General features: G+C 71.8%; 19 protein-coding genes and 1 tRNA gene. 9 read left to right on the top strand and 11 right to left on the bottom strand.

Going from position 1 to position 20111, the window contains the following annotated elements:
* Nucleotides 1-40: 40 nt before the first annotated feature.
* Both HA073_RS14840 and HA073_RS14845 read left to right on the top strand, forming a co-directional pair.
* Complete coding sequence (locus tag HA073_RS14840; RefSeq protein WP_064448239.1) at nucleotides 41-526, top strand: hypothetical protein; 486 nt, start codon at nucleotides 41-43, stop codon at nucleotides 524-526.
* Nucleotides 527-699: 173 nt separating this feature from the next.
* Nucleotides 700-1248 carry a hypothetical protein gene (locus HA073_RS14845; RefSeq protein ID WP_147265135.1) on the top strand — a complete coding sequence of 183 codons (549 nt, stop codon included), beginning with the start codon at nucleotides 700-702 and terminating at the stop codon, nucleotides 1246-1248.
* Between the two features lie 461 nt (nucleotides 1249-1709).
* Here HA073_RS14845 and HA073_RS30910 read toward each other — a convergent pair whose 3' ends face one another.
* Nucleotides 1710-1841 carry a hypothetical protein gene (locus tag HA073_RS30910; protein ID WP_255358637.1) on the bottom strand — a complete coding sequence of 44 codons (132 nt, stop codon included), beginning with the start codon at nucleotides 1839-1841 and terminating at the stop codon, nucleotides 1710-1712.
* Between the two features lie 123 nt (nucleotides 1842-1964).
* Between HA073_RS30910 and HA073_RS14850 the strand changes: the two genes are divergently transcribed.
* Nucleotides 1965-2171: a hypothetical protein gene (locus HA073_RS14850; RefSeq protein ID WP_043329221.1), complete on the top strand. Its 207-nt coding sequence runs from the start codon at nucleotides 1965-1967 to the stop codon at nucleotides 2169-2171.
* 175 nt (nucleotides 2172-2346) lie between these two features.
* Here HA073_RS14850 and HA073_RS14855 read toward each other — a convergent pair whose 3' ends face one another.
* The 7 genes from HA073_RS14855 to HA073_RS14890 form a co-directional block, all read right to left on the bottom strand.
* Nucleotides 2347-3462 carry an FUSC family protein gene (locus tag HA073_RS14855; protein WP_307851596.1) on the bottom strand — a complete coding sequence of 372 codons (1116 nt, stop codon included), beginning with the start codon at nucleotides 3460-3462 and terminating at the stop codon, nucleotides 2347-2349.
* A gap of 286 nt (nucleotides 3463-3748) precedes the next feature.
* Nucleotides 3749-3820: transfer RNA gene (locus HA073_RS14860), tRNA-Val, on the bottom strand.
* A gap of 82 nt (nucleotides 3821-3902) precedes the next feature.
* On the bottom strand, nucleotides 3903-4370 hold the full coding sequence (locus HA073_RS14865; protein WP_166456674.1) for a peroxiredoxin: 468 nt from the start codon (nucleotides 4368-4370) through the stop codon (nucleotides 3903-3905).
* A gap of 8 nt (nucleotides 4371-4378) precedes the next feature.
* Nucleotides 4379-4813 carry a DUF3052 domain-containing protein gene (locus tag HA073_RS14870; protein ID WP_013287823.1) on the bottom strand — a complete coding sequence of 145 codons (435 nt, stop codon included), beginning with the start codon at nucleotides 4811-4813 and terminating at the stop codon, nucleotides 4379-4381.
* Between the two features lie 111 nt (nucleotides 4814-4924).
* Nucleotides 4925-7843: a transketolase C-terminal domain-containing protein gene (locus HA073_RS30610; RefSeq protein WP_375336236.1), complete on the bottom strand. Its 2919-nt coding sequence runs from the start codon at nucleotides 7841-7843 to the stop codon at nucleotides 4925-4927.
* A 63-nt stretch (nucleotides 7844-7906) separates the two neighbouring features.
* Complete coding sequence (locus HA073_RS14885) at nucleotides 7907-8389, bottom strand: MarR family winged helix-turn-helix transcriptional regulator (RefSeq protein WP_166456675.1); 483 nt, start codon at nucleotides 8387-8389, stop codon at nucleotides 7907-7909.
* Nucleotides 8390-8446: 57 nt separating this feature from the next.
* Nucleotides 8447-8851 carry a secondary thiamine-phosphate synthase enzyme YjbQ gene (locus HA073_RS14890; RefSeq protein WP_205797320.1) on the bottom strand — a complete coding sequence of 135 codons (405 nt, stop codon included), beginning with the start codon at nucleotides 8849-8851 and terminating at the stop codon, nucleotides 8447-8449.
* Between the two features lie 189 nt (nucleotides 8852-9040).
* Here HA073_RS14890 and aceE point away from each other — a divergent pair, with 189 nt between their 5' ends.
* Nucleotides 9041-11785, top strand: a complete 2745-nt coding sequence (aceE, locus tag HA073_RS14895) for a pyruvate dehydrogenase (acetyl-transferring), homodimeric type (RefSeq protein ID WP_166456677.1) — start codon at nucleotides 9041-9043, stop codon at nucleotides 11783-11785.
* A 135-nt stretch (nucleotides 11786-11920) separates the two neighbouring features.
* On the opposite strand, the gene HA073_RS14900 is transcribed toward aceE, so the two are convergent.
* Complete coding sequence (locus HA073_RS14900; RefSeq protein ID WP_030503643.1) at nucleotides 11921-12367, bottom strand: SRPBCC domain-containing protein; 447 nt, start codon at nucleotides 12365-12367, stop codon at nucleotides 11921-11923.
* Between the two features lie 201 nt (nucleotides 12368-12568).
* Here HA073_RS14900 and HA073_RS14905 point away from each other — a divergent pair, with 201 nt between their 5' ends.
* The 3 genes from HA073_RS14905 to gltX all read left to right on the top strand — a co-directional run bounded on the left by HA073_RS14905 (nucleotide 12569) and on the right by gltX (nucleotide 16671).
* Nucleotides 12569-13882: a GH1 family beta-glucosidase gene (locus HA073_RS14905; RefSeq protein ID WP_166456735.1), complete on the top strand. Its 1314-nt coding sequence runs from the start codon at nucleotides 12569-12571 to the stop codon at nucleotides 13880-13882.
* Nucleotides 13879-15156, top strand: coding sequence for an MFS transporter (locus HA073_RS14910; protein WP_166456678.1), 1278 nt, complete (start codon nucleotides 13879-13881; stop codon nucleotides 15154-15156). The genes HA073_RS14905 and HA073_RS14910 overlap by 4 nt, the downstream gene beginning before the upstream one ends.
* Before the next feature lie 105 nt (nucleotides 15157-15261).
* Nucleotides 15262-16671: a glutamate--tRNA ligase gene (gltX, locus tag HA073_RS14915; protein ID WP_082931128.1), complete on the top strand. Its 1410-nt coding sequence runs from the start codon at nucleotides 15262-15264 to the stop codon at nucleotides 16669-16671.
* A gap of 176 nt (nucleotides 16672-16847) precedes the next feature.
* On the opposite strand, the gene HA073_RS14920 is transcribed toward gltX, so the two are convergent.
* The gene (locus HA073_RS14920; protein ID WP_064448233.1) at nucleotides 16848-17438 is read right to left on the bottom strand and encodes a copper resistance CopC family protein; all 591 of its coding nucleotides are present in this window, start codon (nucleotides 17436-17438) and stop codon (nucleotides 16848-16850) included.
* A 191-nt stretch (nucleotides 17439-17629) separates the two neighbouring features.
* Here HA073_RS14920 and HA073_RS14925 point away from each other — a divergent pair, with 191 nt between their 5' ends.
* Nucleotides 17630-18298, top strand: a complete 669-nt coding sequence (locus tag HA073_RS14925) for a hypothetical protein (RefSeq protein WP_166456679.1) — start codon at nucleotides 17630-17632, stop codon at nucleotides 18296-18298.
* 44 nt (nucleotides 18299-18342) lie between these two features.
* Here the strand turns inward: HA073_RS14925 and HA073_RS14930 are convergent, their stop codons facing one another.
* Nucleotides 18343-18672, bottom strand: coding sequence for a hypothetical protein (locus tag HA073_RS14930; RefSeq protein ID WP_043329196.1), 330 nt, complete (start codon nucleotides 18670-18672; stop codon nucleotides 18343-18345).
* A 100-nt stretch (nucleotides 18673-18772) separates the two neighbouring features.
* On the opposite strand from HA073_RS14930, the gene HA073_RS14935 reads away from it, so the two are divergent.
* Entirely contained in the window at nucleotides 18773-20047 is a 1275-nt protein-coding gene (locus HA073_RS14935) for a CdaR family transcriptional regulator (protein WP_274479170.1), read from the top strand.
* Nucleotides 20048-20111 lie beyond the last annotated feature (64 nt).

The raw sequence follows: 20111 nt of genomic DNA on the forward strand, positions 1-20111 counted from the left end.
TGGGCGGATACCGGCCCGCGTACCGCCTAGCCTCTCGGGGATGGAGCGACTGCGTGACCTTGCCGTCCGGCTGGCGATGGACGAGCCGGTCGGCGACGACCTGGCGATGGCGGCCGCGCACGCTCTGGCCCGTGGTGTCGACTCGCCGAGCCTGCGTGAGCTCGCCGGTCTGTCGAAGGGCCAGTCCCGGGAAGCCGTCGACCTGTTCCGGCAGGCGATGGAGGAACTCGGCTCGCCGGTCCCGGACGAGAGCGGCGCCCGGCTGCACCTCATGCGTGCGGCAGCGGCGAGCATCATCGCCGGAGAGGGCGATCCCGAGGACCTGGCGCACGAGATCTACTGGCAGTCGGCCTACTTTCCCTCTGAGGAGCTGCGCGAGGTGGGCTACCGCTTTCTGTACCTGTACGCCGATTGCGGCGCAGCGCCGGATCAGACGGAGGAGGCGGTGGCGGCCATGAAGGAGGCGGCGCGGTCGTTCCTGCACGACCATCTATCACCTCCTCGTCCGTCAACTCGGGCTGGTTGAAGAACATCAGGGTGATGACGTCCGGGCAGCGCAGGATCCGCAGCCCGAAGGGTACGGCTCCAAGCCTGATCTCCAGCCATCCGCCGCTCGCCGGGCCTCTTGCTATCGGCGTTGCTGTCACCCCAAGAGCGATGTGCCCCTGACGCCAGATCAGCTTGTGTATGGTCCGCCGAGTGATCATCAAGAGGGCCAACCGCCGGCGAGGGTCGACGTCTCGATGGCCGCTGTTCGCACCGGCCGTCGCGGTCGGCCTACTGGTGCTCGGGTTGACGCTCAACGCCGTAACAGTCCTCTATGACCTCACGCACTGGGACGTCGTGTACCACGTGTCGCCGGAGGAGGCAGCGAACCGGAACGGGCTTGCCGACCTGGGGGCCGAGGTCGTCGGCCGGCTGACGGTGGTCCTGTCCGGTCTCGCTATGGCCGGCCTGCTCCTGTCGCTGGTGGGTCTCGTGCGAGGCAGAGCGTGGGCACATACGATGACCTGCATCCTGACCATTCCAATGGCCCTCTGCTGCGGCCAGGCGTTCATCGCAAATCGGGGCTCGTTCGCCGGAAGCCCTGACAACCCGAACGCGCCTCAGCACACCTCGGCACCGAGCGGGATCCGCCTCGCTGACTCGCTGGGGCCACCGTTACTCGTGGGAGCAGCGATCGTCGTCCTGATTCTGCTGTTCCTACCTGCCATCTACCGGCGGTTCCACCCGACGAAAACGACGTAGTAAGAGCGTTTCCGCTTGATCAACAGCGGCGCAGCCACCAGGGGTCGTGACCGGGCGTTTGAGGATCGTGATGGGTACGCCTCAACAATGCGTCGTCCAGGCGGTCGACAACTACCTGAAGCTCTCGCCCGGCATGGCTTGGCAGCGAGACGATTGCCTCTTCCAAGCGCAGTCGTGCCCAGGCTTCGCCACAGCAGGAACAGGCGAACTCCGCTTCCCACGGCTTCCACCGATGCCGGCTGCCGTACGCATGCGCGCCCCAGATCCTGATGGCGGCGGCCACCGTGCCCGGGAGCCACCGCCGCCCTTCCACCAGACGGATGGCAGCGTTCGCGGAACCGGAGAGTCCAGGAACATCCCGATAACGGGCCCACGGGCTTCGCGTGATGCGCACGCGGCGGCGAAGTGATCGGGGCTGGGGCTGCCTACGAGGCACTGCCCCTTCGGTGGAGAATCACACCTCAGATCCTCGCATGAAGGTCAACAGGGCGCAGGTCGGTCGCCCCGAACCCCTCGACGTCAGGAATGGCGGGGTCGCGCAGTTCCCGAACGAGGACCAGTGCCCTGCCCCACGATGCATCGTCCAGTTCCACAGCCCCGGAGGGTACGGCTCCGAGCCTGATCTCCGGCGGCTCATTCGTTGTCGAGGCGCCCTGGAACCAGCCTTGACCGGCTGCCTCACAGTGGGGGCAGGCATCTCACCCAGGGAGGTCGAAGTGCGCTGGCTCATCGTTCTGATCATCATCGCGGCGGCCGTCGCTGCGGTCGCACTGTGGCGCCATAGCCGGAAGACACCAGTCGACGGCGGCCAGGTGCGTGACCTCCAGGCATCCGCCGAGGCCCGCCGCAGGCTCGACGACCATCGGAACCGGACGGACGGCGGCAACACCGGCAGCGGTGGCGTCGGTGGCTGGAGCGCCTGACCTCATTGCAGGTCGTCAACGGGCTACTCGTGCCGTCACCGCACCGGCGGTTTGGCTGGCGTGAGCGGCGGGTGCGGCCGGTTCGGAGCTGCGAGCTGTCGCTTGCTCTCCCGTGTCGTCCGCCGCTAGTCGCGGCTGCGGCTTCCGCAACGCGGCAAGAACACCTGTTGTTGAATCAGCTCGAGTCGGCGGCCAACCCCGCCTGCTGATTTGCCTCTGCCTTTGGCAGTCCGGACGCTTGAAGCACGTCGCTGATGGCAAGGCGCAGCCGGGAAATGAGGACCATCTCGCAGAATCCGATCTTTTCGGCGCAGGCCTGGTTGACCTCCTCGATGGCCTGTTGCGCCCGCGCGCGTGCAAGGTCGGGCTCTCGGCCGGCGACGAAATCGCGATGCAGCAGCCGCACCGCTTGGCCGAGGTGCTCGATCGACGCTGAGAGGCCGGCGGGTACGGGTTCACGCAGCCGTACCGCCGATACGACCCAGTGCGCCAATTCGCGGCTGTTGGAGTAGGCGGATTGGAGGTGCTCGGAGGCGCGCTGATACCGGCGCAGGATGCCCAATCGTCGCCACCGCCAGGGTGAGAGAAGCGCGATCTCCCCCGCCGCGGCGACCATCTCGATCGTCTTGTCTCTTTCCTGCTCTACCGCGATCAGGCGCTGCAAGGCGTCGTCGGCCTGTTGAACCTCACGCCGATCCAACGCCTCGGCGACAGCCGTGAGAGCACGGGCGAAAACATCCAGCGACGGACCGGCAGAGCGGTGCACGACGCGCACAGGGTTGGCCGGCAGGATCAGCAACGCCACGGCGATGGCCGTCGCACCCCCGATCAACGCGTTGACCGTCCGCGCCACAGCCAGGTGGGATTGCTGCGCAGTCAGCGTCCCCAGCAGCACCGCGGTGCTTCCTGCGTGCACCATCACGGCGCCGCCTCCGCGAATCACGGCTACCGACGAGATCGCGAATGCCACGATCACGGCGATCTGTATCGGCCCCGTCCCGATGGCGAAGATGATCAACTGCCCGGCCGCCACCCCGAGGATCACCCCGGCGATGAGTTCCGCCGCTCGCCTGATCCGATTGCCGAGGGCTGCTGCGACCGTGCCGATCGAGGCGGCGGGGGCGAACAACGCCTGTGGATTGTGCAGCACGTCGCTGGCGATGAACCAGGACAATCCAGCGGCCACACCCGCCTGAACAGCGATTATGGAGTACGTGCGAAGCCGCTCGAAAGCTTCCCGGCCTTCTCGTTGCACCATCTCTGGCCGCAAACCCGGGTCCACGGTAGCCACGTCTCACCTCCGAGGAGCAGTGCAGGCGAGGGTTACGTCTGCGGCAACCGCTCGGGGGAGGTAGCGGTCCTGCGAGGTGTGGCCTGGCAGCGTAATGCAGCGCCGGCCCGGTAGGGCATTCCCGCAGGCGCGGAAGCGCTTCCTGGTCAGAGGCCACAGGCTCATTCTCCCGGACCCCAGCCGCCCTGGTCCCGGCATCAATGGCAACGGATCTAACACGTGGAGCCCGTCGAGTCACCGCCCCGGGGAGTGATCTTCTCGGGACGGTTCCCGCTGATGTGAAAGGTGGGCGCGGCAGGTTTCGAACCTGCGACCCCTCGCTTGTAAGGCGAGTGCTCTCCCACTGAGCTACGCGCCCGGAACGCCCGTACGGCGGGCCGGAGCGGCCAGCTTACCTGCCCGCCTCCGGCCCGGTCGAACGACGTACCTGGGTGTGGGACTCAGGCAGCGGCGGCCTCGGCCAGCGCCTTGCGCCAGCCCTGCTGATCGCGCGCCTCGCCGGGCATGTTCATCTCCGCGAAGCGGACGACGCCGGTCTTGTCGATGACGAAGGTGCCCCGGTTGGCGATGCCCGCGACGTCGTTGAAGACGCCGTACGCCTGGGCGACCGCGCCGTGCGGCCAGAAGTCGGCGAGCAGCGGGAACTGGAAGCCCTCCTGCTCGGCCCAGATCTTGTGGGCGTACACGGAGTCGACGCTGACGGTCAGCACCTGGACGTCGTCGTTGGCGTACTCGTCGAGGTTGTCCCGCACCTCGGACAGCTCGCCCTGGCAGACGCCGGTGAAGGCGAGCGGGTAGAAGACGAGCAGGACGGTCTTGCGGCCACGGAAGTCGGCGAGCCGTACCTCCTGGTTGTTCTGGTCCTTGAGCAGGAAGTCGGGCGCTTCGGCGCCAACCTCGACGGGCATGTGCGCTCCTACTTCTTGCTCTTGGAGCCGCGCCGCATGACGAGGCGGGCGCCGCTCCAGTCGCGGCCGGCGTTGATGGTGGAGGTCTGCTGGAGCCCGGCGGTCTGCGCGCTCTCCGCGACCTCGCTCGGCTCGACGTGGCCGTCGCGGCCGGCCTTCGGGGTCAGGAGCCAGACCACGCCGTTGTCGGCGAGCGGCCCGAGGGCGTCCACGAGGAGCTCGAAGAGGTCACCGTCGCCGTCGCGGTGCCAGACCAGAACCGCGTCGACCACCTCGTCGGTGTCCTCGTCGACGAGTTCCCCACAGCGGTCGGTCAGGGCGTCCCGGAGATCGGTGTCGACGTCGTCGTCGTAGCCCATCTCCATGACGACCATGCCCGGCTCGATACCGAACCGGTCCGCCAGGCTGCGTACCCCGTCGGCCTGGCCAGCGGTCGCGCTCACTGTCGCGTGCCTCCTCATCTCATCCCTGCTCGTGGCGTCGGGTGACACCGTCGGGCCCAGTCCACACAGTTGCGGCTCGCCGCGCAAGTGGCGCACCGGGTGGAACGGAATTTACCGTGCCAGCAGCGTACGGGCACCCTGGGTGATGGCTTCCTCGGAGACCAGAACCTGACGAGCGGCCGGACCTAATGGTACAAACGAGTCAAGTCCGGCCACACGGCGCGCGGCGCCGACGTACCCGGTGTCGACGAGCGCGGACAGCACGCCCTCGCCCACCCCGCCGGAGCGCCGCGTCTCGTCCACCACCAGCACCCGGCCGGTCGCCGAGGCCTCCCGGATGATGTCGGCCACCGGCAGCGGGGCCAGCCAGCGCAGATCCACCACCCGGCTGCCCACGCCCTCCGTGGCCAGGGTGGCGGCCGCACGCAGCGACATCCGCACCCCGCCGCCGAAGGTGATGATGGTGAGGTCCTCGGCCGAGCCGATCCCGTAGACGCGGGCCCGCCCGATCGGCACGTGCCGGTCCGCCCAGGCGCCCGGCTCGGCGTACTCGGCCGTCCACTCGCCGTCGCCGTCGGCGTAGAGGTCGCGGGCGTGGTAGAGCGCCGCGGGCTCCAGGAAGACGCAGACACTGCCGTCCACCCGGGCGGCGGCCAGGCACGTACGCAGCATCGGCGCGGCGTCGTCCGGCCGCGCCGGCACGGCGACCACGAGCCCCGGCACGTCCCGCAGCACCGCCACCGAGTTGTCGTTGCGCGCGTGGCCGCCGAGCCCGTCCTCACCCGCCAGCGCGGCCACCCGCACCACCATCGGGTTGCGGAACGCGCCCCGGGAGAAGAACCGCATGGTGGCCGCCTCGCCGCGCAACTGATCCTCGGCGCTGTGCAGATACGCCAGGTACCGGATCTCCGGCACCGGCAGCATCCCGGCCAGGCCGGCGCCCAGCCCGAGCCCGAGGATCGAGGTCTCGTCCCGTGGCGTGTCGAACACCCGGGCCGCCCCGAACCGGTCCCGCAGCCCCTCGGTCACCCCGTGCGCCCCGCCGCCGGCGGCCACGTCCCGGCCGAACACCGCCATCCGAGGGTGGTCGAGCATGCCGTCGGCGAGCGCCGCGTTGATGCTCTGCGCCAGCGTCAGCGGCCCGGTCAGCTCCGGCGGTTTGCCGCCGAACGCCTCCGCCCGCGCCCCGGCGCCCGGCCCGGCCGCCCGCTCCGCCGCCTCGGCCACCGCCCGGGCCACCCGGACCGGCCGCCGCGGCGCCAGCTCCCGCACGACGTCGACAGCGGACGCCAGTTTCGGCTCGTCCAGCGCCTCCTCGGCGATGCGGCGCAGCTGCCAGCCCCGCTCGTCGTACCGGCTGAGCAGCTCCTCGCCCCCGGCGTACCCGGAGGTGACCAGCAGCCGCGCGGTGGCCAGCAGCGGGTCGCGGGCCGCGTCACCCTGGCCCATCAGCCGGACCGCGCCCAGGTGCAGCACGGCGGGCCGGCGGTGCCGGCGCACCCAGGCCGACGCCTCCGCCGCCACCCGGTAGCTCTCGGCCACGTCCGTGCCGTCGGCCGCGAAGTAGCGGATGCCGGGCCGGGACCGCAGCGTCGTCGCCACCCACCCGTCGGCGGAGCCGCCGCTGTCCTCGCACACGAACAGCACCGGGATACGCAGGCCGGTGTGGTCGTACCAGCCGGCGGTGTTGAGCGCGGCGGTCACCGTGGCGTGGTTGACCGAGGCGTCGCCGAAGGAGCAGACCACCACGGCGTCGGCGGGCCAGGCCGCCACCTCCGGCTCGCCGTCCGCGGGCCGGGCGCCCCGGCGTAGCCGCTCCAGCGCCAGCCCCAGGCCGACCGCGCGGGGCAGGTGCGAACCGGCGCTCGCGGCGGTCGGCACGACCGCGAGGTCGGCGCGGCCGAAGAGCTTCTGCCGGCCTCCGGCGGCCGGTTCCTCGGCGGAGGCGACAATGCCGCGCAGCACGTCGCGCGCCGCCGCCGCGAACGCGTCGTCGGGGGCAGGCGGCGGCAGATCGGGTACGCCGACAGTCGCGCCACCGTCCGCGTCCACCACGATCGAGGCTCCCACGGGAAGGCTGCCCGCCTCGCCGCCCGCCGTGTTCGTCCCATCGCTCGCGCCACCCGACGCACCGACGGCACCCGCCCGGCCAGCGTCGCCTCCCGCCCCCGGCCGTTCGAGATCTTGGTACGAAACGGCCCCTATAGGGGCACTTTCGTTCCAAGATCTCTCCGGTTCCCGGAGGGTGGAACGTTGTTCCTGGGAGGTGGGATTGATGTGCGAATCCTGGCCGGTGCCGCGCTGGGCGGGCAGGTCGTGCGATTCGTGCACGGCGACTGGCAGGGCCGGGGCGGCCGACGGGTCCGGGATGACAGCAGACGGTGCGGGGGCAACAGCCGACGAGGCGGGGGTGGCTCGCTGCGCGAAGGATGCGGCCGGCTCGTCGGGCGAGACACCGCTCGAGGTGCCGGGGACGGCACCGGACGAGCCGTGGACCTCGGCGCGGGCAGCGGTGCCGGGCGAGCCGTCGGCGGCGGTGCCGGGCGAGCCGGCGGCAGCCGGCGGAGCAGCACCGGGCGAGACGTCGACGGCGGCGCGAGGAACGGCACCGGGCGAGCCGTCGGTGGCGGCGTCGGGATCGGCCTCCGCGTCGGATGCCGACGGGGCGGGTGGCGCCGGGGCGGCGGGGAAGGCGCCGGCGGCCTGGGCGGCGCGCAGGCAGTAGAACGCCCCGGAGCGGTGGTGCAGCAGCGCGGGGTCGGTCGGCCGCAGCGCGGCGGCCACGGCGGCGTTGCCCTCGTGCCCCGCCGACTCGATGGTGTGGTACCCCTCACCGAAGCCGTGCAGCCACTGCCCGGCCAGGTCGAGCAGCCGGCTGGTCAGTTGCGCGTCGAACAGGGCCAGCGCCTGCGCCCCGGTCAGCGGCCCGCCGTCGGGCAGCCGCTCGCCCAGGTCGCGCCGCTGGTCGGGCGCCCCGAGCGCGGCCAGTTCGGCCCGGAGCCGGTCGTCGAGATCGTGCGGGGTGGTCACGTCGGACAGCATTACCGACTCGGGCCCGCCGCGCCCAGTCGGACACGTTCCGCCCGGCGTGGCTCAGACCTCGCCGCACTCCTCCGGGCACCCGCCGTCCGAGACCTTGAAAACGAGTTCACGTAACGCGGCCAGTTCGGCGGTGCTGAGGTCGTCGAGCAGCCGGGGGTCCGACATGACCTGGACGACCCGCTCGCGGACCTCCCGGCCGCGTTCGGTGACCACGAGCGCCTTCTGCCGCCGGTCGGCCGGGTCGGTGCGTCGTTCCACCAGCCCGGCCCGCTCCAGCCGGTCGGCCAGGCCGGTGACGTTCGACCTGTCGCAGCCGAGCTGCTCGGCGAGGTCGCGGGCCGGCAGCGGACGGTCCGGGTCCAGTTGGTGCAGCGCGCGGGCGGCCGCCGGCGTGAGCCCCAGCCCGGCGAGCGCCTCGTCCTGGTGGTGGCGCAGCGCGGCGGCGACGTGCAGGATCCGGCGCACGGTGTCCCCGGCCAGGCTCGGCCGGTCACCCGGACCGGGCTGATCAGCGGAGACAGTGGAGTGCGCCATCAGTCGATTGTACGTGACGGGTCAACAATTGATGCGCTCCACTATCTGTTCGGCCGCTCAGCCGGGCAGGAACGAGAAGCGCACCTGGCGGTCGGGGTTGTCGCCGTTGGTGTCGACCAGGCAGATCGACTGCCAGGTGCCGAGCTGGAGCCGCCCGCCGAGCACCGGCAGCGTCGCGTACGGCGGCACGAACGCCGGCAGCACGTGGTCGCGGCCGTGCCCGGGCGAGCCGTGCCGGTGCCGCCACCTGTCGTCGGTGGGGAGCAGGTCGTCCAGGGCCCGCAGCAGGTCGTCGTCGGACCCGGCGCCGGTCTCGATGATCGCCAGCCCGGCGGTGGCGTGCGGGACGAAGACGTGCAGCAGGCCGTCGCCGGCCCCGGCGACGAACCGCTCGGCCTCGCTCGTGATGTCCCGGACGGTCGGCCGGGAGCCGGTCCGGACGGTGATCACCTCACTGCGCATACGGCGCATTCTGCCGCAGTGCCCGGTTCGCCGCCGCGTCCGCCGATAGCGCATCCGGTGATCGCGCAAAGTTACTGATGGGTACCTGTGTTCAGCGTCGCGTCTGGGGGCGGGAGAGGTGACGGCACGCGCCACCAGGGGGCAGGATGGCGCTAGAGACCTATCCCACACGAAACCGAGGGAACGCCTGTGGCTACGGAACGCAAGCGCCCGGTGATCACCGCTGGTCTGCCGAGCCAGCTTCCGGACATCGACCCTGAAGAGACCAGCGAATGGGTCGAGTCGCTCGACGGTGTCATCGACGAGCGCGGGACAAAGCGAGCCCGGTACGTCATGCTGCGCCTGCTGGAGCGGGCCCGCGAGCGGCAGGTCGGGGTGCCGTCCCTGACGACCACCGACTACATCAACACGATCCCGCCGGAGCGCGAACCGTGGTTCCCGGGTGACGAGCACGTCGAGCGGCGGCTGCGGGCGTACATCAGGTGGAACGCCGCGATGCTGGTGCACCGGGCGCAGCGCCCGGAGATCGGCGTCGGTGGCCACATCTCCACGTTCGCCAGCTCCGCGTCGCTCTACGAGGTGGGCTTCAACCACTTCTTCCGGGGCAAGAACCACCCGGGCGGCGGCGACCAGATCTTCTACCAGGGCCACGCCTCCCCCGGCATGTACGCGCGGGCGTTCCTGGAGGGGCGGCTCAGCGAGAACCAGCTCGACGGGTTCCGGCAGGAGCTGTCGCACCCCGGTGGCGGGCTGCCGTCGTACCCGCACCCGCGGCTGATGCCGGACTTCTGGGAGTTCCCGACCGTCTCCATGGGTCTCGGGCCGCTGAACGCGATCTACCAGGCGCGGTTCAACCGCTACCTGCAGCACCGGGGCATCAAGGACACCTCCCAGCAGCACGTCTGGGCGTTCCTCGGCGACGGTGAGATGGACGAGGTCGAGTCGCTCGGCGCGATCGGCGTGGCCGCCCGCGAGGAGCTGGACAACCTCACCTTCGTGATCAACTGCAACCTCCAGCGCCTGGACGGACCGGTCCGCGGCAACGGCAAGGTCATGCAGGAACTGGAGGCGTTCTTCCGGGGCGCCGGCTGGAACGTCATCAAGGTCGTCTGGGGCCGGGAGTGGGACCCGCTGCTCGCCGCGGACACCGACGGCGCGCTGGTCAACCTGATGAACACCACGCCCGACGGCGACTACCAGACCTACAAGGCGGAGTCCGGGGCGTACGTGCGGGAGCACTTCTTCGGCCGCGACCCGCGGACCCGCAAGATGGTCGAGCACCTGTCCGACGACGAGATCTGGAACCTCAAGCGGGGTGGCCACGACTACCGCAAGCTCTACGCGGCCTACAAGGCGGCGATGGAGCACACCGGCCAGCCGACGGTGATCCTCGCCAAGACGATCAAGGGCTGGACGCTCGGCTCGCACTTCGAGGGCCGCAACGCCACGCACCAGATGAAGAAGCTGACGCTGGAGGACCTGAAGCTCTTCCGCGACCGCCTCTACCTGGACATCCCGGACAAGCAGCTGGAGGAGAACCCGTACCTCCCGCCGTACTACACCCCGGGCGAGAAGTCGGACGAGATCACCTACCTGAAGGACCGGCGCCAGCAGCTCGGCGGCTACCTGCCCACGCGCAGCACCGCCCGCAAGACGCTGGCCATCCCGGGCAGCGAGCGGTTCTCCGACGTCAAGCGCGGGTCGGGCAAGCAGAAGGTCGCCACCACGATGGCGTTCGTCCGCCTGCTCAAGGACATCATGAAGGACAAGGAGTTCGGCAAGCGCTGGGTGCCGATCATCCCGGACGAGGCCCGTACGTTCGGTATGGACTCGCTGTTCCCGACGCAGAAGATCTACTCGCCGCACGGCCAGCGTTACACCGCCGTCGACCGGGACCTGTTCCTGTCCTACAAGGAGTCGACCACCGGCCAGATCCTGCACGAGGGGATCAACGAGGCCGGGTCGGTGGCCTCGTTCACGGCGGCGGGCACGGCGTACGCCACGCACGGCGAACCGATGATCCCGCTGTACATCTTCTACTCGATGTTCGGCTTCCAGCGCACCGGCGACGGGTTCTGGGCGGCGGCGGACCAGATGGCGCGGGGCTTCGTGCTCGGCGCGACCGCCGGCCGGACCACGCTCAACGGTGAGGGCCTCCAGCACGAGGACGGTCACTCGCTGCTGCTCGCCGCCACCAACCCGGCGGTGGTCTCCTACGACGCGGCGTTCGCCTTCGAGCTGGCGCACATCGTGGAGAACGGCCTGCACCGGATGTACGGCGAGGCGCAGGAGAACATCTTCTACTACCTCACCGTCTACAACGAGCCGATCTTCCAGCCGGCCGAGCCGGAGGGCGTGGACGTCGAGGGCATCGTCAAGGGCATCCACCGCTACTCCCCCGCGCCGCAGGTCGGCGACGACGCGCCGAAGGCGAACATCCTCGCCTCCGGCACCGGCATGCAGTGGGCGCTCAAGGCCCAGCAGCTGCTCGCCGAGGACTGGGGCGTGTCCGCCGACGTGTGGTCGGTGACGTCCTGGACCGAGCTGCGCCGCGACGCGGTGGAGTGCGAGGAGCACAACCTGCTCAACCCGGGCGAGGAGCCGCGGGTGCCGTACATCGCGCGGAAGCTGGCCGACGCCGACGGGCCGAAGGTCGCGGTCAGCGACTGGATGCGCGCGGTACCGGACCTGATCGCCCGCTGGGTACCCGGCGACTACACCTCGCTGGGCACCGACGGCTTCGGCATGTCGGACACCCGGCACGCGCTGCGCCGCCACTTCCACGTCGACGCCGAGTCGGTGGCGGTGGCCACGCTGCGCCAGCTCGCGCTGCGCGGTGTGGTGCCGGCCCACGTGCCGGCCGACGCCGCCCGCAAGTACGCGCTGGACGACGTCAACGCCGCCCCGGTCGGCGAGACCGGCGGCGACAGCTGAAAGGAAGGGCCCCTTCTTAACGCCTCCGGTAGAGGAGGGGCCCCTTCTTAACACCTCGGGTAGAACGACGGCCCGGCGTCCCTGGCGGGAACGCCGGGCCGTCACCATCGCGGGCGACGCCGGGACTGGGCTCGGTCAGCCGACGGCGGCCAGGTCGGTCAGCCGGGCCAGCGAGTCCTCCAGGTCGGCGCCGACCCGGCGCAGGCCGAGCCGGAGCAGGGCCGCCTTGACGGGTCCGGCGGGCCACCGCACGACGATCAGGCGTACGACGGTGCCGCCGGCCTCCTCGTCCGGGGTCAGCTGGACGTAGATCTCGGTGCGCGCCTCGGCTCGGGCGCCGGCACCCTTCGCGCGTTCGCGCCAGCCGATCAGGGTCGGCTCCTGGAAGGCGATCACCTCGGCCTCGTGCGCGGCGCCGCGTCCGGCCTGGACTAGCTGCCGCCGCCCGAATCCCTCCCCGGACAGGACCTCGGCCGCGCGGACTCCCGCCAGCCAGGCCGGCAGCTGCTCGGCGCGCTGCACCACGTCCCAGACCACATCCACCGGCGCCGCCACGTGCGCGCTTCGTTCCACGAGGATCATGAGTATCTTTCCCCCACTTAAATCACATCCGCGATATTTGGCACTCTATGTGTAAATCGGACTTAAGCGGACGGGTTCGGAAAAGACACGCCGAACTCCCTTGCGCCACCCAGTCATCTCGGCCTATGGCGCGGCGGTCCGCCGAGCCCTAGAGTCGCGAGCACGCTTCATGTCTTGGAGGGTGCCTTGACGACCGCGCCGATGCCCGAGTTCCACGCCGGCTTCCGCTGGGGGGTCTCCACCTCCGCGTACCAGATCGAGGGCGCGACCACTGCCGACGGTCGCGGTCCGTCCATCTGGGACACGTTCGCGCACGAGCCGGGTCGGGTCGCCGACGCCAGCACCGGCGACCGGGCCTGCGACCACTTCCACAGGTACGCCGAGGACACCGCGCTGCTGGCCGGGCTGGGGGTGTCCGCGTACCGGTTCTCGCTCGCCTGGCCCCGGATCCAGCCGGACGGCACGGGCCCGGCCAACGCCGCCGGGCTGGACTTCTACGACCGGCTGGTGGACGGCCTGCTCGCCGCCGGGGTGGACCCGGTCGCCACGCTGTTCCACTGGGACCTGCCGCAGCCGCTGGAGGACGCCGGCGGCTGGCTGAACCGGGACACCGCCGCGCGCTTCGCCGAGTACGCCGACCTGGCCGCCGCCCGGCTCGGCGACCGGGTGAAGCTCTGGATCACGCTCAACGAGCCGTTCATCCACATGAGCATGGGCTACGGCATGGGCGTGCACGCCCCCGGCCGGATGCTGCTGTTCGACGCCTTCCCGGTGGCCCACCACCAGCTTCTCGGGCACGGTCTCGCGGTCTCCGCGCTGCGCGCCCGCACCACGTCCCCGGTGGCGATCGCCAACAACTACTCCCCGGTGCGGGTCGCCGGCGACACCGACGCGGACCGGGCCGCCGCCGCGGCGTACGACGCGCTGCACAACCTCCTGTTCACCGATCCGCTGCTCGGGCGCGGCTACCCGGACGCTCCCGGCCTCGACCCGGCGGTGATCCGGGACGGCGACCTGGACGTGCTGGCCGCGCCGATCGACGTGCTGGGGGTCAACTACTACAACCCGACCGCCATCCGGGCGCCCGAGGCGGGCTCGCCGCTGCCGTTCGACATCGTGCCGCTGGAGGGCTACCCGCGTACCGCGTTCGACTGGCCGGTGGCCCCGGACGGCCTGCGGGACCTGCTGCTCCAACTGCACCGGCGGTACGGCGACGCGCTGCCGCCGATCCAGATCACCGAGAGCGGCTGCGCGTACGACGACGCGCCGGACGCCGACGGCCGGGTGCACGACCCGGAGCGGATCGCGTACCTGGACGGGCACATCCGCGCGGTGCGCGGGGCGATGGCCGAGGGCGTGCCGGTGACCGGGTACTTCGTCTGGTCGCTGCTGGACAACTGGGAGTGGGCCGAGGGCTTCACCAAGCGGTTCGGCCTGGTGCACGTCGACTTCGACACGCAGCGGCGGACGCCGAAGTCGTCGTACGCCTGGTTCCGGGACCTGGTCCGGCGGTGACCACTGTGAACCCGACGCCGGCCTCGCTGCCGGCGGCGCTCGCCGAACCGACGGTGCCGGTACGGCGGAGCTGGATCGCGCTGATCTTCGCGGCCAACCTGGGCGTCTGGATGGCGTTCTTCACCCCGATCCAGGTGCTGTTGCCGCAGCAGGTGGAACGGATCGCGCCGGCCGACAAGGAGGCGATGCTGGCGGTGGTCACCGGCATCGGCGCGCTCGCCGCGGTGCTGGCGAACCCGCTCGCCGGCGCGCTGTCCGACCGCACCTCGCTGCGGCTGGCCAACCGCCACTTCGGCCGCCGGCACGTCTGGACCGCGTTCGGCGCGGTGATCGGCGCGCTCGCCCTGGTGCTGCTGGCCCGGCAGAACACGATCGCCGGGGTGGCGGTGGCCTGGGTGGCCGCGCAGGTCTGCTTCAACGCAATGCTGGCCAGCCTCACCGCGGCGATCCCCGATCGGGTGCCGGTGGCGCAGCGTGGCGGCGTGTCCGGCTGGGTGGGCATCCCGCAGGCGCTGGGCCTGGTGCTGGGCGCGGTGCTGGTGACGGCCGTGGTGACCGGCAACGCCGCCGGGTACGCCGCGATCGCGCTCGCCGTGCTGCTGCTGTCGCTGCCGTTCGCGCTGCTGACCCAGGACGACCACCTGCCCCGGGAGCACCGCTCGCCGCTGCGGCTGCGCTCGCTGTTCTCCTCGATGTGGATCAGCCCGCGCCGCCACCCCGACTTCGCCTGGGCGTGGTTCACCAGGTTCCTGGTGCAGACCGGCAACGCGCTGGGCACGCTCTACCTGCTCTACTTCCTCACCGACGGGGTACGGGTGGCCGACCCCGAGGGCTCGCTGCTGATCCTGATCCTGCTCTACACGGTCGGCATGATGCTGACCGCCGTGGTCGCCGGGCGCATGTCCGACCGCTCCGGCCGGCGCAAGGTCTTCGTGATCGCCTCCGGGCTGATCATGGCGGTGGCGGCGACGCTACTGGCGGTGGCACCCACCTGGCCGATGGCGATCGTCGCGGCGCTGCTGCTCGGCGCCGGGTACGGCGTCTACCTGTCGGTGGACGCCGCGCTGATCACGCAGGTGCTGCCCGCCGCCACGGACCGGGCCAAGGACCTCGGCGTGATCAACATCGCCAACTCGGCGCCGCAGGTGCTCGGCCCGGCGCTGTCCGCGCCGATCGTGGTGCACCTCGGCGGCTACCCGACGCTGTACGCGGTCACCGCGGCGGTCACCGTGCTGGGCAGCGCGCTGGTCGTGAAGATCCGCTCCGTGCCGTGACGCCCGCCGGCTGCCGCGCTTGTTAAGAAGGGGCCCCTTCACCTCCGGAGGCGTTAAGAAGGGGCCCTTCCTTTCTCGGTGGCGGCCCGCCGTAGGCTGGGGGACGTGACGGTACGTGTACGCTTCGCCCCCTCCCCGACCGGTATGTTCCACGTCGGCGGCGCCCGCTCGGCGCTGCAGAACTGGATCTTCGCCAAGCAGCAGGGCGGGGTGTTCGTGCTGCGCATCGAGGACACCGACGCGGCCCGCAACAAGCCCGAGTGGACCGAGGGCATCCTGTCCGCGCTGGAGTGGATCGGCATCGCGCGGGGAAGCTACGAGGGTCCGTACTTCCAGTCCTCGTACGCCGGCGAGCACCGGGCCGCCGCGCAGCGGCTGTACGAGGGCGGCCGGGCCTACTACTGCGACTGCACCCGCGAGGACGTGCAGGCGCGTACCGGGCCGCAGCAGCGCGGCTACGACGGCTTCTGCCGCGACCGCGGACTGGGGCCGGGCGAGGGCCGGGCGCTGCGCTTCCGTACGCCGGACGAGGGCGAGACCGTGGTGGTCGACCTGGTGCGCGGCGAGCCGACGTTCGAGAACAAGCTGATCGAGGACTTCGTCATCGCCCGCGGCGACGGCTCCCCGGTGTTCCTGCTGGCCAACGTCGTGGACGACATGTCGATGGGGATCACCCACGTGATCCGGGCCGAGGAGCACCTGCCGAACACCCCGAAGCAGCAGCTGCTGTGGGACGCGCTCGGGGTCAAGCCGCCGATCTGGGCGCACGTGCCGGTGGTGGTGAACGAGAAGCGGCAGAAGCTGTCCAAGCGGCGGGACAAGGTCGCGCTGGAGGCGTACCGGGACGAGGGCTACCTCGCCGACGCGATGCGCAACTACCTGATGCTGCTGGGCTGGGCGCCGTCGGGCGACCGGGAGATCGTGCCCTGGTCGGTGATCGAGGAGGAGTTCCGGCTGGACGAGGTCAACCCGTCCCCGGCGTTCTTCGACGAGAAGAAGCTGCGCGCGTTCAACGGCGACTACATCCGGGCGCTGCCGGTGGAGGACTTCGTCGCCGCCTGCCAGCCGTGGCTCACCGGCACCGACACCATCGCCCCGCCGCCGTGGCAGCCCGAGGAGTTCGACCCGGCCGCGTTCGCGGCGGTGGCTCCGCTGGCGCAGACCCGGATCGCGGTGCTCAGCGAGATCGTGCCGAACGTCGACTTCCTCTTCCTGGCCGACCCGCTGATCGACGAGGCGGCGTGGGCGAAGGCGATGAAGGAGGGCGCGGCCGACCTGCTGGACGCGGCGATCGTCGCGTTCGAGGCGCTGGAGTCCTGGGACGCCGAGTCGCTGAAGGCCACGCTGGAGGCGGTCGGCGCGGAGCGCGGGCTGAAGCTCGGCAAGGCGCAGGCGCCGGTACGGGTCGCGGTCACCGGCCGCACCGTCGGGCTGCCGCTGTTCGAGTCGCTGGAGGTGCTCGGCCGCGACCGTACGCTGACCCGGCTGCGCGCCGCCCGCGTACGCCTGGTCTGAGCGGCAGGCCCGCCGACGGCCCGGGCGTGTCGTGGCCGGGAGAAGGTAACCCTGTCGAGCGATATGCCTCTGAGTCATGATTATGACTCAGAGGCATATGCGTTTTCGGCGATCGTTGCGCCGGCCGCGTCACGCGGAGTGTTCCCCGCGAGCCGGCTCCCGCTGACCGGCCGGCGTCAGCGGCGGGCAGCCCGGCGGCGCAGCAGCAGCCCGCCGCCCAGAGCGGCCAGCACCACCACCGCGCCGGCCGCCCACAGCCAGCCCGTACCCCCGCCGTCGTCCGCCTCGGCGGCGGCCGGGGTCGGGCTCGGCGCCGCGCTGGTAGGCGCGGCGGGCGCGGCACTCGTGGGCGGCGCGCTCGCCGACGGCGCCTCGGCGGGGGTGCCGGTGGTCAGGGTGAACCGGATCTCCCCCTTGATCGGATGGCCGTCGTCGGAGGCCAGCCGGTAGGTGACGATGTAGAGCCCGGCCGCGCCCGGCCGGAACGGCACGGTCACCCGCTTGCCGGAGAAGGTCGGCGCGCCGCCGGCAGCGGCCACGTTGTCCGGCCCGGTGACGGTGACCTCGGTCGTGGCTTCCTTCGGCGTGGCCAGGAACCGCAGCTCGATCCGCTCCGGCGCGGCGGCCAGCCGGGCCCCGTCGCGCGGATCGCTGCCGGTCAGCGAGTTGTGCGCGGCGGCCGGCGCGGCCGGCAGCAGCGCGAACGCCGCCACCACCCCGAGCACCACCAGCCAGGTACGCGCCGTACGGGCGACCCTGCCCCCCATGGTTCCCTCCGTCCGGGTAAGATCCGGCCGATGATCATCGACCGCTCGTTGGTCGGTCTCAGCTCGCAAATAGTTCCAAATACTCTTCCACCTGCTGCAACCGAGCGCCGTTCTGCGGAGTCTTTGTGGTGGACACCGGTCCAGTGTGACTGCAGCGGAAGCCAGCCATCGAACGGGGCGAGGAGGCGGCGATGATCCGGAAGGTGAGACGGCTGCTGATCGCCGTGACCGGGACGATGGCGGCCCTCGCGTGCACACTGGCTCTGACCGGCGCGACGGCGGCCCACGCCGCCCCGAAACCGGCGCCCGCGCCCGCCCCGACCGGCGTCGACATCACCGGCGACAAGCTCGACGAGCCGCTGCGGCTGCGCACCGACAGCCGGTCGGCCGACGTCCACCTGGTGATCGACCAGATCAAGTGGCTGGGCGCGACCGGCCAGCTGCGCGGCCCGGCCGCCGCGGACCTCGGTCCGAAGTACACGGTGGTGGTGCACGTCGCCGCCGGTCCGCAGCGCACCTACGACCTCTTTCCCCTGGCCAAGGGCGGCCCGCGGGTCTACCGGCCGGCGAAGCAGCCGGACAGGAGCAACCTCCGCGCGGGCTGGTTCCTGGGGCGGCTCAACATGCCGGAGACGCTGCGCTCGGTAGGCGTGCCGTTGCCGGCGCAGTTCGACACGCTCGCCGGTGGCATCGGCGGCGGCGAGCGGGTACTGCCGGAGGAGGCGCTCGACCCGGTGGGCGAACTCGACACCGCCCTCGGCGAACTCCAGCGGCTGCTGCTGCTCAACGTGGGCGTCGTGCTGGTCATCACCGCCGGGCTCGCCGGCATCGCGCTGCTGGTGCGCCGCCGCACCCGCTGAGCCCGGCCCGACACCGCGTCGGCGTCAACCCGCCCGGCTCCGCGTCAGCACCAGCGACGCGGCGGGCGCTCCCGGCGGACCGTACGGTTGCGCGGGCGTACCGCGCCGTGGCGGTGGGCGCCCGCCCAGCCCGCCAGGTCGCTGCGACAACCCTGCTCCGGCGACGCCTCGTCCGCGAGATGCGCCGGCTCGACGGCCCGCTGACGGGGCACCGCCGGCTCGTCCTCGGCGCGCTCCGCGGCCCGGCCGACGGCCTGCTCGCCCTGGTGGTGCAGGCACGGCCGACGCGGGTGCGTGGCCGTGACCGGCTGGTCGTGGCCACGCCGGCACGGCTCGCCCTGGGCGCAACCGTGCTCGGCCTCCCCCTGCGCCATCCCGGCCTCCTCACCGTCGCCCTCGCGCGCCCGCCGGAACAGCCCGGGCGCGCCCTGACACCGTACTGGCCCACCCGGACAAGATCGCCAGCGCGTACCGGTGGAGATCGTCACGCCACGGCGAAGCCGCCACCTCGGAGTGGAACCGCTGCTCAGCGCATGTCAGGCTGGTGCGGTGAGCGAACCGGGCGGCACGGAGACGTCGGCGACGCTGCGCCGTATCGAACGGGCGGCGGGCGGCCTGGCCACCGCCAGCGTGGCCCGGATGGACGAGACACTGCCCTGGTTCCGCGACCTGCCCGCCGACCAGCGCTCCTGGGTCATGCTCGTGGCCCAGGCCGGCGTGCGGTCACTGGTGCAGTGGCTGCGCCAGGGTGGCGGCGCCACCGACCGCACCCAGGAGGTGTCGGACGAGGTCTTCGCCGCCGCGCCGCAGGCGCTGGCCCGCTCGATCAGCCTCCAGCAGACCGTGGCGCTGATCAAGGTGACCATCGACGTGGTCGAGGAACAGGTGTCGGAGCTGGCCGTGCCGGGCGAGGAGCAGTCGCTGCGGGAGGCGGTGCTGCGCTTCTCCCGGGAGATCGCGTTCGCCGCCGCGCGGGTCTACGCCCGGGCCGCCGAGAGCCGCGGCTCCTGGGACGCCCGGTTGCAGGCGCTCCTGGTCGACGCGTTGCTGCGCGGCGACTCCCCGGACGTGCTGGCCAGCCGGGCCGCCGCGCTCGGCTGGACGGACGCCCCACCGGTCGCGGTGGCGGTCGGCCGTTCCCCCGGCGGCGAGGTGGCCGCCGTGCTGCACACCGTCTACCGGCAGGCCCGGCGGATCGGCGTCGAGGTGATCGGCGGCGTGCACGGCGACCGGCTGGTCATCGTGCTGGGCGGGGCCGCCGACCCGGTGGCGGCCACGGAGAAGCTGCGTACCGCCTTCGGTGAGGGGCCGGTGGTGGTCGGCCCGGCGGTGCCCAGCCTGGACGAGGCCACCGAGTCGGCGCGGGCCGCGCTGGCCGGCTTCCGGGCCGCGCCGGCCTGGCCGACCGCGCCGTGCCCGGTCGCCGCGGACGAGTTGCTGCCGGAACGGGCGCTGGCCGGCGACACCGAGGCCCGCCGCCGGTTGCGCCACGACGTGTACGCGGCACTGGCCCGCTCCGGCGGCGAGCTGCTGGAGACGCTGGACGCGTTCTTCGCCGCCGGTGGCACGCTGGAGAGCGCCGCCCGGGCGCTCTTCGTGCACCCGAACACCGTGCGCTACCGCCTGAAGCGGATCGCCGAGGTGACCGCCTTCTCGCCGCTGGCCCCGCGCGACGCCTTCGCGCTGCAGGTGGCGCTGACTGTGGGTAGGCTCGACCCGGTGGTACCGGGGGTCTCCGACCGGCGATGACCGCCCACCGATTTTTGTAGGTTTCCTCCAAAGGTTCTAGTGCGGTTTCGTGCCGTGCGTTACA

This window comes from Micromonospora sp. CMU55-4 (genome assembly GCF_011602315.1).
Taxonomy (GTDB): Bacteria; Actinomycetota; Actinomycetes; order Mycobacteriales; family Micromonosporaceae; genus Micromonospora; species Micromonospora chalcea.

Excerpts from the sequence above, each read along its gene's own strand:
- HA073_RS14920 (WP_064448233.1), bottom strand. The coding sequence starts at position 17,438 with ATGGGGGGCAGGGTCGCCCGTACGGCGCGTACCTGGCTGGTGGTGCTC.
- HA073_RS14840 (WP_064448239.1), top strand. The coding sequence starts at position 41 with ATGGAGCGACTGCGTGACCTTGCCGTCCGGCTGGCGATGGACGAGCCG.
- HA073_RS14865 (WP_166456674.1), bottom strand. The coding sequence starts at position 4,370 with ATGCCCGTCGAGGTTGGCGCCGAAGCGCCCGACTTCCTGCTCAAGGAC.
- HA073_RS14890 (WP_205797320.1), bottom strand. The coding sequence starts at position 8,851 with ATGCGCAGTGAGGTGATCACCGTCCGGACCGGCTCCCGGCCGACCGTC.
- HA073_RS14905 (WP_166456735.1), top strand. The coding sequence starts at position 12,569 with ATGCCCGAGTTCCACGCCGGCTTCCGCTGGGGGGTCTCCACCTCCGCG.
- HA073_RS14900 (WP_030503643.1), bottom strand. The coding sequence starts at position 12,367 with ATGATCCTCGTGGAACGAAGCGCGCACGTGGCGGCGCCGGTGGATGTG.
- HA073_RS14885 (WP_166456675.1), bottom strand. The coding sequence starts at position 8,389 with ATGGCGCACTCCACTGTCTCCGCTGATCAGCCCGGTCCGGGTGACCGG.
- HA073_RS14925 (WP_166456679.1), top strand. The coding sequence starts at position 17,630 with ATGATCCGGAAGGTGAGACGGCTGCTGATCGCCGTGACCGGGACGATG.
- HA073_RS14930 (WP_043329196.1), bottom strand. The coding sequence starts at position 18,672 with ATGGCGCAGGGGGAGGCCGAGCACGGTTGCGCCCAGGGCGAGCCGTGC.